Here is a 12543-nt window from a genome sequence, read left to right as displayed (position 1 = left end):
TTTTAGTACAGTATAGCATAAGAAAATAGCGTTATTTTTCCGGTTAGGATATTCCCCGCTAAGGAAAAGGGAACTCCCTAATTGGTTCAATTTCATATAATACTTAGAATGAAGTTAGAAGATAAAACTCAATCTTGGGGGAATGGATGATGAATCGATTAACCGAAATAACAGACATAAAAAAGATTGTGAAAAAAGGATCAAGGGTTTGAAGGGGATGAGCAGATACATACCTAATCAACATGGAGCCTGGGCCATGCTCGTTCTTCCATTTTTATTCGGTTTAGCTGCTTCTCGAGGGGAACTCATTCATATCCCCCTATTTGTGTGCTGGTTTTTTATCTACTTATTCAGTTTTCCTGTCCTCCAATGGATCAAAACAGGCAGCAGTGAAAGATACCGCAAACCCGCCGTTGTATACGGAGTGATATTACTTCCTTTGTTAATTTCACTGATATGGTTTGAGCCTGCCTTGATCTGGTATGGAGTTCTTCTATTGCTCTTTTTTATGGCTAATATTTATTTTGCAAAAACGAAAAATGAACGTGCTTTACTCAATGACATTGTTGCAATTCTACTCTTTTGTTCTTTTATATACCCTGTTATTTATATGGGGGGAGGAGAGGATTGGAGAGTAGCAACAGAGCTATTCTTACTTTTGATGCTTTACTTTATCGGAACTGCTTTGTATGTCAAAACGATCATTCGTGAAAGAAAAAATATACGTTACCATTATGCTTCCATCATCTATCATTTGGTGATTTTGTTGTTTGCTACCTGGTTAAAGTTACCTCTGTTTGTTCCTTTTTTGATTTTTTTGATACGAGCCATATGGCTTCCTAAACTCGGATTAAAGGCAAAACAAGTTGGCATGGCGGAAATTGGATTTTCAATGATGCTCTATGTTTTTGTGTTGTTTTTATACTTCTAAAAGGAGAGACATCAATGATATCTTTGAAAACGCCGCGTGATTATCATACAGACCCATTTATAGTCATCTGGGAGGTTACACGAGCTTGTGCTTTAAAGTGCCTTCACTGTAGAGCGGAAGCTCAGTACAAACCTGATCCTCGCCAGCTGACATTAGAAGAGGGTAAGAAGCTGATAGATCAAATTGCTGAAATGAATCATCCGTTGGTTGTATTCACAGGCGGAGATCCTTTAATGCGTCCTGATCTGTTTGAACTGGCTCGATATGCAATTGAAGAGAAATATCTGTCGGTTTCAATGACCCCCAGTGCCACCCCTAAAGTGACACGAGCAGCGGTAGAGAAAGCAAAGCAAGTTGGGTTATCGCGATGGGCGTTTAGTCTGGACGGTTCATGTGCAGACATTCACGATCATTTTAGGGGTACAGCGGGTTCTTACGATACGACCATGCGAGGAATTGGTTATTTGAAGGAACTGAATATCCCTATTCAAGTGAACACGACGGTGTCCCGGTACAACCTTCATGATCTGGAGCAAATTGCAGAAAGGGTAAAGGAAATGCAGGCCGTGTTATGGAGTTTATTTTTCCTTGTTCCAACCGGACGTGGCATGGAGAAAGATATGATTACTCCTGATGAGCATGAAGCCGTAATGAAATGGCTGTATCAAATACAGCAACAGATGCCGTACGGTGTGAAGGCTACAGAAGCTCCTCACTACCGGAGGGTCGTACTGCAGGAAAAGCACAGAGCAGGTGAGAGCAGTGTAGCAGACGGACAAAAAAGGGCAGATGTTTTAGGACGTGCTCCTAAAGGCGTAAATGATGGAGATGGATTTGTTTTTATTAGTCATATCGGCGAAGTATACCCGAGCGGTTTCCTGCCTCTTATATGCGGGAATGTACGAAAGGATAGCCTGGCAGATATTTATCGCAACTCTCCGATCATGATGAATCTTAGAGATAAGTCCCTACTTAAAGGTAAATGTGGAGTCTGTGAATTCAAGGCTGTCTGTGGGGGCTCTAGAGCAAGGGCTTTTGCAATAACAGGAGACTATTTGGAGAGTGACCCTTATTGTGCTTATATACCCGGAGTTGGAGAGGAAAAGTGTTTTCATGAAAAAAAGTTCTAAAAAAGTCGTTATTCTCGGTGGAGGAATAAGCGGTTTAAGTGCTGCCTTTTATGTGAAAAAGCTGGCTGAGGATAGGCAGCTTGAAGTAGAGATTACACTGGTGGAGAAAAGTGAACGTCTGGGAGGAAAGCTACAAACCGTTCGCCAAAACGATTTTATGATCGAAAAAGGACCAGATGCTTTCTTGGCCAGAAAGACAGCAATATTGGATCTGACCATGGAGTTGGGGCTGGAAGCAGAGCTGGTATCGACAAACCCGAAAGCCAAATCTGCTTGCATTTTGCATAAGGGCAAACTTCATACGATGCCGATGGGCTTCATTCTGGGCATTCCAACAAAGCTCACCCCCTTCATTCGGACAGGGCTTATTTCTCCGCTGGGAAAAGCACGGGCAGCCTTGGATTTATTCATTCCAGCGAAGAAAGGTGATGAGGACGAATCTCTAGGGGATTTTATCAAACGGCGTCTCGGCAAAGAAGTTCTGGATCAGATTACAGAACCTCTGCTGTCTGGAATTTACGCTGGGGATACTCATTCTCTGAGCCTTATGTCAACTTTCCCTCAATTTAAACTAATGGAACAAAAGCATGGAAGTTTGATTAAGGGTATGTCTAAAGGGGCGGGAAGAAAGCCAGCAGTACAAGACAAACTGCCGGATATCGCTAAGAAAAGTATGTTTCTTTCTTATCGGCTAGGATTATCTACGATCGTGGAGCGGCTAAAGGAAAGGCTGGATACCGTACGTTTTGTTATGGGGCAAGGTGTAGTTGAAGTAAGGAAAGAAAACGGTTATCAGGTCATTTTAGAACATGGACAAAAAATAGATGCGGATGCGGTGATTTGTGCTGTTCCAGCTTTTGAAGCGGCTACATTATTTTCCGGCGTTGCAAGCGCTAGCTGGTTACACAAGATTCACTATGTTTCCGTAGCCAATATTGCCCTTGCTTATAAAAACACAGATCTTAATTTTGCTTTTGAGGGAACGGGATTTCTAGTCCCCCGCAAAGAAGGCAAAAAGATTACCGCATGTACTTGGTCTTCGACGAAGTGGAGCCATACGGCTCCTGAAGGATATACGCTTTTACGGACCTATATCGGACATGCAGGTGCACAGGAGTGGGTTCAAATGACAGACAATCAACTTGTGGATGCCGCGCGCAAGGATTTGAAAGATTTAATGGGCCTGGAAGCGGAACCGGAATTCACAGAAGTCAGTAGGTGTGATCGATCGATGCCGCAATATCCGATTGGACACAAAGAGCATATGGCGAAGATGAGACAGGACTTTGCACAGTATTTACCGGGTGTTTTTCTATGCGGTGCCGGCTATGGGGGCGTTGGAATTCCAGATTGCATCGCTCAAGGGAAAGAAGCGGCTGAACAGTTGCTTTCTGATTTTTTATAATCAGGCTCTTTCCACTAGTGAAAGAGGGAACCCCCTGATTGGTTCAGCTTTAAGGGAGACGTAGAATGAAAGTTAAGCACAAAATCGAAGTAAGATGGAGGAATGGAAGATGAGCCAGTTAACGGAAGAAACATGGGTGGCGGACATTGTGAAAGCAGTACCCAAAACAGGAGATCTGTTCCGCAAACTGAGGATTGATTTCTGCTGTGGAGGGAAAATATCGCTCCGTGAAGCAGCAGCCAATCGAGGCCTCCACGCTGGTGAACTGCTAACGCAGATACATGAAGTGGAAGAAAAGCAGGCACAGCATAAGCAAATGCAACCTCCTTCACTCGAACCAAAAGAACTAATCGCCTATATTCAAAATGAGTATCATACGAAGCTTCGGGAAGAACTATCGGCGTTAACGCCGTATGTAACCAAACTAACGCGGGTTCACGGCGAACGTTATCCGCATCTAAAGCGAGTTAATGAACTGTTCACCTTGCTTAAACAGGAATTATCGGAACATATTCAAAATGAGGAGGACCTTGTGTTTCCGATGATTGAAGCATTTTTACAAGAATCAACAGTGGAACGAGCAGATGAGTTGAATCCAATTTTGTCCAAGTTGCAAAACGAGCATCAAACGGTGGTGGAATTCCTGAAGGAAATGCGCTTGATCACAAACGGCTTTGAGCCGATGCAGGAAGCTTGTGGTACGCACCGACTCGTATTGAAGCGGTTAGAAGACCTGGAAGCAGATATTTTTAATCATATTCTTCTTGAAAATTGTACACTGATCGAACGTACGAGACAGGCACAGCTAATAGCGAAACCCATTAATTGATGATGAACGAACATGAGGAGCCGAACCAAATGCATAAATTAATTAAAAGTAGCACTGTTTTCGTTTTGGTTATTTCCATCATTTTATTATTATCAGGATGCGTTGGCAGCGCCGGTAAGAATGGATCTTCCAGCCAGACATCTTCGAAAACGGCTGAAACTATTGAGCTTACCATATCCGCAGCAGCAAGTTTAACGGATGCGCTCAAAGAAATTCAGCATTCATACGAATCAACCCATACAGGCATCAAATTGAATTTTAACTTCGGCGGCTCTGGTGCGTTGGAAAAACAAATTGAGCAAGGAGCGCCGTCGGATTTGTTTCTGTCCGCTTCGACCAAAAACATGAAGTCCCTTGTTGATCAGCAGTTAATAGATACAAAAAAACAAAAAACGTGGCTGGCGAACGAATTGGTCGCGGTTATCCCTGCAGACGGGACGATGAACATCGCGAGTGTAACCGATTTAACAAAAAAAGAAGTGAAGAAAGTTGCGATCGGAATTCCTGAAAGTGTCCCTGCGGGCAACTACGCACAGGAAGCGCTGATGAAAGCGAAGCTTTGGGACACGTTACAGAGCAAGCTGGTTCAAGCAAAAGACGTTAGACAAGTGCTGCAATATGTGGAAACGGGGAATGCTGATGTCGGATTTGTATATAAAACAGATGCGTTGACTTCACAGAAGGCAAAAATCGCCTTTGAGGTGGATCCCAAAACCTATTCACCTGTTGAGTATCCAATCGGGATTGTCAAAGCTTCAAAGCACATTCAAGAAGCCGAAGACTTTTATGCATACCTACAATCGCAAGAATCTCTGAATATTATGGCTAAGTATGGATTTACCATACCGAAGTGAGCATGCAAGATATAGATTGGAATGAATATTGGCCTCCTATCCGATTATCGTTGCAGGTTGCACTGTTATCCAGCGTTCTGGTAATCATATTAGGCTTGCTTGTGGCATGGTCAATGTCGCGGTTGGGATTATTTAAAGGGAAAACGGTTGTTGAAACCGTGCTTATGCTGCCTTTGGTACTCCCACCGACGGTTGTTGGTTTTTTACTGCTCATATTACTTGGACGAAAAAGCGGGTTCGGACGGTTTGTGGAGCAATGGTTTGGCGAGCCTATTATATTCTCGTGGTGGGCTGGGGTTATAGCAGCGGTGGTAGTGGCTTTTCCTCTTGTCTATCGGACGCTGAGAATGGGACTGTCTTCTGTTGACCGGGACTTGGAAAACGCGGGACGTTCGATGGGTGCAAGTGAATGGCAGGTTTTTCGATACATCACCTTCCCTTTAATTTTCCCTTCTTTTAAGGCTGCCTTTATACTCGGTTTTGCCCGCGGCCTGGGCGAATTTGGTGCTACGCTGATGATTGCCGGAAATATTCCGGGTAAAACACAAACGATTCCGACGGCCATTTATATTGCGGTGGATGCTGGTCATCTTCCTATGGCCTGGGCGTGGACATGCTCTATCATACTCATTTCTTTTATCATGCTCCTGTTAACGGGTCAAAAGAACAATTAATTACTCCATACAAGCTTCCCTTTAGCAGGGGGAGGCTTTTTTGTATCTTTCCATAGAACGAGGGATTTCCTGTAGCGCTATAGGACATTCCCTAATGGGAACAGAGATGAATGAATTACATAATGAGAGTAAGCGAATGAGTCTTCCCTTGGAACTTGCGTTGGGATGATTCTTTCTAAAAAGGAGTGTTGGTCATCGATGAAAAAAAAATACAACCTCAACTTTTTTAAACCGATCGAAAGCTATTCGGGAAATTGGTCAATCCTTGAGGAAAAAAATAGAGAATGGGAAAACGTGTACCGTCAGCGTTGGTCTCACGACAAAGTGGTTCGGACGACTCACGGAGTGAACTGCACCGGTTCCTGTAGTTGGAAGGTTTTTGTAAAAAACGGCATCATTACCTGGGAAAATCAACAGATCGATTATCCCTCCTGCGGTGTAGATATGCCAGAATTCGAACCACGCGGATGCCCGCGTGGGGCTACATTTTCCTGGTATGAATACAGTCCATTACGCGTGAAATACCCTTATATGCGCGGTAAGCTGTTGCGGCTTTGGCAGGCAGCCATTCAGGAACATGCCAATCCGGTGGAAGCATGGGCAAGTATTGTGGAAGATCCGGAGAAAGCCAAGCTCTACAAAGCAGCTCGCGGAAAAGGCGGTCATGTCCGTGTCGCTTGGGACGATGTCCTACGTCTGATCTCGGCGCAACTCATCTATACCATTCGTAAGTATGGTCCCGACCGGATCGCGGGCTTTACGCCAATTCCGGCGATGTCAATGATAAGCTACGCTTCAGGAGCCCGATTCATTTCGCTACTGGGTGGACAGATGTTGAGTTTTTATGACTGGTATGCCGACCTTCCGCCTTCATCTCCTCAAATTTGGGGTGAGCAGACGGATGTACCGGAATCTTCTGATTGGTACAATGCGGGTTACCTGATTATGTGGGGATCGAACGTACCGCTTACCCGGACGCCAGACGCTCATTTTATGACGGAAGTACGATATAAGGGAACAAAAGTCGTATCCGTGGCTCCGGACTTGGCGGAGAATGTGAAGTTCGCTGACAACTGGCTTGCACCACATCCGGGTACAGATGCTGCCATAGCCCAGGCTATGACGCATGTTATTTTGGATGAGTTTTACAGAGAGCGCCAAGAACCGATGTTCATTAACTATGCCAAACAATATACAGATATGCCGTTTATGATTCTGCTTGATCCGCACGAGGGAGCTTGGAAAGGTGGACGTTTTCTACGGGCGAGTGACCTTGGAGATGTTTCGCCGCATGCGGACTGGAAGCCGGTCATATATGACGAAGCAGTGGGGGAAATGCTAGTTCCGAACGGTACGATGGGACAGCGCTGGGAGCAGGATAAGAAATGGAACCTGATTCTGGAGCGGGAAGACGGAACAAAGGTTGAGCCCGCACTCACTGTGGAAGGTCATGGTGAGCAATGGGAAGAAATCGTATTCCCTTACTTTGATAACGCGGGTAATGGAACATTCAAACGTGTAATTCCGGCCAAAAAAGTACGCTTGGAAGATGGCTCGGAACGTTACGTAGCAACCGTGTACGATTTGATGATGAGCCAGTACGGTGTCGCACGCAATGACAGCTCTCATAACGCCAAGAATTATTACGACGAAGCTTCGCATTATACCCCTGCCTGGCAGGAGAAGATCACAGGTGTGAAGGCGTCTGTTGTGGTACAGATTGCTCGGGAATTTGCTCAAAATGCTATCGATACTAAAGGGCGCTCCATGATTATTATGGGTGCGGGTATCAACCACTGGTTCAATAGTGACACGATCTATCGGTCCATCTTGAATCTTGTCGTGTTGACTGCTTCCCAAGGTGTAAACGGTGGAGGCTGGGCGCATTATGTGGGTCAAGAAAAGCTCCGCCCAATCGAAGGCTGGTCAACGATTGCTTTTGCAAAAGACTGGCAAGGGGCAGCTCGGCAGCAAAATGCTACATCGTTTTTCTACTTTGCAACAGAGCAGTGGCGTTACGAAGAAAGTGGAACAGACACCTTGAAGTCACCGATTGGTGGGGATGTCAGTTACAGACATCCAGCAGACTACAACGTGCTCGCAGCGCGTCTGGGATGGCTGCCTTCTTATCCACAGTTTAATAAAAACAGTCTACTGTTCGCCGAAGAGGCTGCGCAATTAGGCAAGAAGTCCAACGAGGACATCATTAATCATTCTGTGGAAGAGATTAAATCACGTAAGACACGCTTCGCTGTAGAAGATCCTGGGGCAGCCGAGAACTTCCCGCGCTCACTCTTTGTTTGGCGGTCAAATCTGATTTCCAGTTCGGCGAAGGGACAAGAGTATTTTATGAAACATTTACTCGGAGCATCTGATGCCCTGCTTGCCCGGCCGAACGAAGAACAGAAACCTGAGGAAATCGTCTGGAGAGAAGATGTAGAAGGAAAGCTTGATTTGATGGTTGCACTTGATTTCCGGATGACAACAACTCCATTGTACGCGGACATCGTGCTTCCGGCGGCAACCTGGTACGAAAAAACAGACTTGTCGTCAACAGACATGCATCCTTTCGTGCATCCATTTAATCCGGCTGTTAACCCTCTGTGGGAATCCCGCGCGGACTGGGATATTTACCGCCAGCTTTCCGAAGTCTTTTCGGATATGGCAAAAGAGTACCTGCCAGGAACATATAAAGACCTTGTGACTGCGCCGCTCGCACACGATAGTATAGGCGAAATTTCACAGCCGATGGGTCTTGTAAAGGATTGGACGAAGGGCGAGATTGAAGCGACTCCGGGTAAAACCATGCCGAATTTCAGCATCATCGAACGCGATTATACTAAAATTCACGATAAATTTATCTCACTCGGTCCTAATTTGACTACTGGGAAAGCAGGTGCGCATGGCGTCAGCTTCTCCGTAGCGGACGAATATGAGGAAATGAAAAAGTTGAACGGAGTTTATTACGATGAGTCCATTAAAGATGGGCTGCCCAAAATCCAGACAGCTCGCCAAGTGGCCAATGCAATTCTTCACCTTTCATCCGCGACTAATGGACGGGTGTCGCAAAAGGCTTATGAGCAGGCAGAAGAGCTTCACGGTGTGGAACTCAAAGACATCTCGGCCGATCGGGCAGCGGAAAGGATCACTTTCCAAAGTATCACGGCACAGCCACGGGAAGTTATACCGACACCAGTATTCACTGGATCGAACAAGAAGGGACGCCGCTATTCACCATTTACAACGAATATTGAACGTCTCGTTCCGTTTCGTACTTTGACGGGAAGACAGCATTTCTATATTGATCATGAGATTTTCCAACAATTTGGGGAATCATTACCGATCTATAAACCGACGCTGCCGCCGATGGTGTTCGGCCCTCGCGACCGGGAAATAAAAGGCGGGCAAGATTCACTTGTGCTTCGTTATCTGACACCGCACGGTAAATGGAATATTCACTCCACCTATCAGGACAACCAGCACATGCTGACACTGTTTCGCGGAGGTCCTACGGTGTGGATCAACAACGAAGACGCAGAGGCACACGATCTGGCCGACAATGATTGGGTAGAGGTATACAACCGTAACGGCGTCGTAACCGCCCGGACTGTTGTCAGCCACCGGATGCCAAGAGGAACGATGTTCATGTACCATGCTCAGGATAAGCACATTCAAGTGCCAGGCTCCGAAATCACGGATACACGCGGCGGTAGTCATAACGCACCGACAAGAATTCATCTCAAACCAACCCAGATGGTCGGTGGATATGCTCAGCTTAGTTATGGATTCAACTATTATGGTCCGATCGGCAACCAGCGTGATGTGTACGTTGCGGTACGTAAAATGAAGGAGGTTAACTGGCTTGAAGATTAAAGCTCAAATTGCCATGGTCATGAACCTGGATAAATGTATTGGCTGTCATACGTGCAGCGTGACATGTAAAACAACCTGGACGAACCGCAAAGGTGCGGAATATATGTGGTTTAACAATGTGGAAACCAAACCAGGTATCGGTTATCCGAAGCGCTGGGAAGATCAGGAATTATATAAAGGGGGCTGGCAGCTCCGCAAAGGGAAACTGGAACTGAAGTCAGGCAACAAGCTGTCCAAGATAGCACTGGGTAAGATTTTTTACAATCCAGACATGCCGGAAATGAAAGACTATTATGAGCCCTGGACTTATAATTACGAGCAACTGACCAACGCTGGCGAACAGAAGCATTCACCTGTGGCACGCGCGCATTCTGCGGTAACAGGTGAAAAAATGGATTTGGAGTGGGGCCCAAACTGGGAAGATGACCTGGCGGGTGCGCATGTAACCGGTCCGCTTGATCCAAATATTCAGAAAATCGAAGAAGAGATTAAATTTAACTTTGAGAAGTCGTTCATGGTATATCTACCACGGCTTTGCGAACATTGCCTAAATCCAAGCTGTGTCGCGTCCTGTCCTTCGGGCGCCATGTACAAACGGGACGAGGACGGAATCGTGCTCGTCGATCAGGAAGCCTGCCGCGGCTGGCGGTATTGCATGACGGGCTGTCCATACAAAAAAGTGTACTTTAACTGGCAGACGAACAAAGCGGAAAAATGTACCTTCTGTTTCCCACGTGTGGAAGCTGGCCTGCCGACAGTCTGCTCCGAGACATGTACAGGACGAATTCGCTACCTCGGCGTTATGCTGTATGACGCGGATCGGGTGCTTGAGGCCGCTTCTACGCAGGATGAGAAAGAACTTTACAAAGCGCAGTGCGACCTGTTCATGGATCCAAGTGATCCGGCAGTGATTGCTCAAGCGAGAAAAGACGGTATCTCGGAGGACTGGATTGAAGCAGCCCAGAACTCGCCGGTCTACAAGCTTGCCATTGAGCACAAGCTGGCATTCCCGCTTCATCCGGAATACCGCACATTACCTATGGTCTGGTATGTGCCACCACTTAGTCCGATCATGAATTACTTTGAAGGGAAAGACTCGATTGAGAATCCCGATATGATCTTTCCGGCTATCGAAGAGATGCGTACCCCCATTCAGTACCTTGCCAATATGCTGACGGCGGGCGACACGCAAACCGTGAAGGAATCCTTGCAGCGAATGGCTATGATGCGCTCCTATATGCGTGCCCAGTCCACAGGACAATCTTTCGATGAAAGCCGTCTTGAGCGCATCGGCATGACACCGCGGCAGACCGAGCAGATGTATCGACTTCTGGCGATTGCCAAGTATGAGGATCGTTTCGTCATTCCGACATCGCATAAAGAAGGATATTCGAACCCGTACCGAGCTCAAGGATCTGCTGGTTACGGCGATACCATGGGAAACATGGGTTCAGGCTCTGGATGTGACGGCTGTAGTATGGCAAGTTCGATGGGGATGGAAGAGCCTTTGAAAACGGGCAAAGAAATGTATGAAGAAAACTTCTACGGGGGTATTTGGCGTGATTAATGTAGCGAAGTTGTATGAATGCAAGCCATCATTCGGGTTTTTCGCTCAGCAACTCATGTACCCGGAAAAGCTGGATTTTCATCCGGCTTTTCTGGAAACATCGTTTGATCCGAACCATCCGGCATATACGTATGCGAACACCTACTGGTCCCTTATGCAAGAGTTCAGTATGGAAGAGATTCAGGAAATGTATACAGAAACCTTTGATTTTCAAAAAAATTGTGCACTATATATGACTTACTTTAAATTCGAAGATGCAAAAGAACGGGGACAAATGTTGGTCAAGTTAAAGGTGCTATACGAGATGTATGGTCTTGAAATGCCAGATGGAGAGCTGCCAGATTACCTGCCGCTCATGTGTGAATTTCTGTATGCCGCCGAATGGTCGCAAGATCCGAAGACGACAGAAAACTTCCGCATGCCAATCGCGATCTTGGAAGACGGCACATATCATTTGCTTAAAGCGCTGGAAAAAATGGAAAGCCCGTATTTTCATTTGGTGAAGGGACTGCGTGAAACGCTTAAAGTTTGCGTAGAACAGGAGGCAGCCGCGCAATGATGATGCTAGAGCAGTTTTTATGGGTTATTTTCCCTTATATGTGCGTGGTGGTCTTTATTGTAGGGCATATTTTCCGCTATAGAAACGACCAGTTCAATTGGACAGCAAAATCAAGTGAGTTTATTGAAAAAAAACAATTGATGATCGGAAGTCTCTTATTCCACCTGGGTATTATCCCGGTTATTATGGGTCATGTATCCGGTCTGGGTATACCAAAAACCTGGATGCATGCACTGGGTGTAAACGATCATCTGTATCATATTGGAGCAGTTTATGTTGGTGGAATATTTGGAGCGATGACATTCCTCGGTATGTTGATTCTTACCTCTCGTCGTTTTACAATGCGCAATGTGCGCCGTTTAAGTACAGCGTCTGATTTGATTGTAAACGTATTGCTTTTGGCCATTGTATGCATGGGGATGTTCGCGACTCTCGTGACGAATGCGGTACAGCCAGAATTCGATTATCGGGAGACGATCTCGATCTGGTTCCGCGGTTTATTCATATTCCGTGTTGACCCGACTCTGATGAGAGACGTACCGATGTCTTTCAGGCTTCATATACTTATGGGCTTTGCGATTTTTGCATTCTGGCCGTTTACCCGGCTTGTACATGTGTGGAGTGTTCCGTTGAATTATGTGCGCAGAAGTTATATCCTTTACAGAAGACATAAATCGAATTAGGAAAGCGGGCTCTGCCTTCTTTCCTAATTCTATTAGGA

Annotated in this window: 10 protein-coding genes; all 10 read left to right on the top strand. The window is 46.0% G+C overall.

Annotated elements, in window-relative coordinates:
- Positions 1–142: 142 nt before the first annotated feature.
- Positions 143–931, top strand: coding sequence for a YwiC-like family protein (locus NLX82_RS05440; RefSeq protein ID WP_254347582.1), 789 nt, complete (start codon positions 143–145; stop codon positions 929–931).
- A gap of 14 nt (positions 932–945) precedes the next feature.
- A complete protein-coding gene (locus NLX82_RS05435; protein ID WP_254347581.1) occupies positions 946–2061 on the top strand; it encodes a TIGR04053 family radical SAM/SPASM domain-containing protein in 1116 nt (371 codons plus the stop codon).
- On the top strand, positions 2045–3466 hold the full coding sequence (gene hemG / locus NLX82_RS05430; RefSeq protein WP_053325881.1) for a protoporphyrinogen oxidase: 1422 nt from the start codon (positions 2045–2047) through the stop codon (positions 3464–3466). Before NLX82_RS05435 ends, hemG begins: the two co-directional genes overlap by 17 nt.
- A 109-nt stretch (positions 3467–3575) precedes the next feature.
- Positions 3576–4295, top strand: a complete 720-nt coding sequence (gene ric / locus NLX82_RS05425; protein ID WP_068942146.1) for an iron-sulfur cluster repair di-iron protein — start codon at positions 3576–3578, stop codon at positions 4293–4295.
- A gap of 29 nt (positions 4296–4324) precedes the next feature.
- Positions 4325–5149: a molybdate ABC transporter substrate-binding protein gene (gene modA, locus NLX82_RS05420; RefSeq protein WP_254347580.1), complete on the top strand. Its 825-nt coding sequence runs from the start codon at positions 4325–4327 to the stop codon at positions 5147–5149.
- Positions 5146–5823, top strand: a complete 678-nt coding sequence (gene modB / locus NLX82_RS05415) for a molybdate ABC transporter permease subunit (RefSeq protein ID WP_028542273.1) — start codon at positions 5146–5148, stop codon at positions 5821–5823. The genes modA and modB overlap by 4 nt, the downstream gene beginning before the upstream one ends.
- Positions 5824–6021: 198 nt before the next feature.
- Positions 6022–9696, top strand: a complete 3675-nt coding sequence (locus tag NLX82_RS05410; protein ID WP_068942148.1) for a nitrate reductase subunit alpha — start codon at positions 6022–6024, stop codon at positions 9694–9696.
- Positions 9686–11263 (top strand): nitrate reductase subunit beta, encoded by a 1578-nt coding sequence (gene narH, locus NLX82_RS05405; RefSeq protein WP_028542275.1) that lies wholly within the window; start codon positions 9686–9688, stop codon positions 11261–11263. Before NLX82_RS05410 ends, narH begins: the two co-directional genes overlap by 11 nt.
- Positions 11256–11822: a nitrate reductase molybdenum cofactor assembly chaperone gene (gene narJ / locus NLX82_RS05400; protein ID WP_028542276.1), complete on the top strand. Its 567-nt coding sequence runs from the start codon at positions 11256–11258 to the stop codon at positions 11820–11822. Before narH ends, narJ begins: the two co-directional genes overlap by 8 nt.
- The gene (gene narI / locus NLX82_RS05395) at positions 11822–12505 is read left to right on the top strand and encodes a respiratory nitrate reductase subunit gamma (protein WP_028542277.1); all 684 of its coding nucleotides are present in this window, start codon (positions 11822–11824) and stop codon (positions 12503–12505) included. Before narJ ends, narI begins: the two co-directional genes overlap by 1 nt.
- The last annotated feature ends 38 nt before the right edge of the window (positions 12506–12543 follow it).

This window comes from Paenibacillus sp. A3M_27_13 (assembly GCF_024213315.1).
GTDB lineage: Bacteria > Bacillota > Bacilli > Paenibacillales > Paenibacillaceae > Paenibacillus > Paenibacillus polymyxa_B.
The sequence above is the reverse complement of the archived record's forward strand: the minus strand, read 5'-3'. Positions and strand labels throughout refer to the sequence as shown.

Bases quoted from the DNA above. Each gene is read 5' to 3' on its own strand.
- NLX82_RS05410 (WP_068942148.1), top strand. From the start codon at position 6,022: ATGAAAAAAAAATACAACCTCAACTTTTTTAAACCGATCGAAAGCTAT.
- NLX82_RS05435 (WP_254347581.1), top strand. From the start codon at position 946: ATGATATCTTTGAAAACGCCGCGTGATTATCATACAGACCCATTTATA.
- ric (WP_068942146.1), top strand. From the start codon at position 3,576: ATGAGCCAGTTAACGGAAGAAACATGGGTGGCGGACATTGTGAAAGCA.
- narI (WP_028542277.1), top strand. From the start codon at position 11,822: ATGATGCTAGAGCAGTTTTTATGGGTTATTTTCCCTTATATGTGCGTG.
- modA (WP_254347580.1), top strand. From the start codon at position 4,325: ATGCATAAATTAATTAAAAGTAGCACTGTTTTCGTTTTGGTTATTTCC.
- NLX82_RS05440 (WP_254347582.1), top strand. From the start codon at position 143: ATGGATGATGAATCGATTAACCGAAATAACAGACATAAAAAAGATTGT.
- hemG (WP_053325881.1), top strand. From the start codon at position 2,045: ATGAAAAAAAGTTCTAAAAAAGTCGTTATTCTCGGTGGAGGAATAAGC.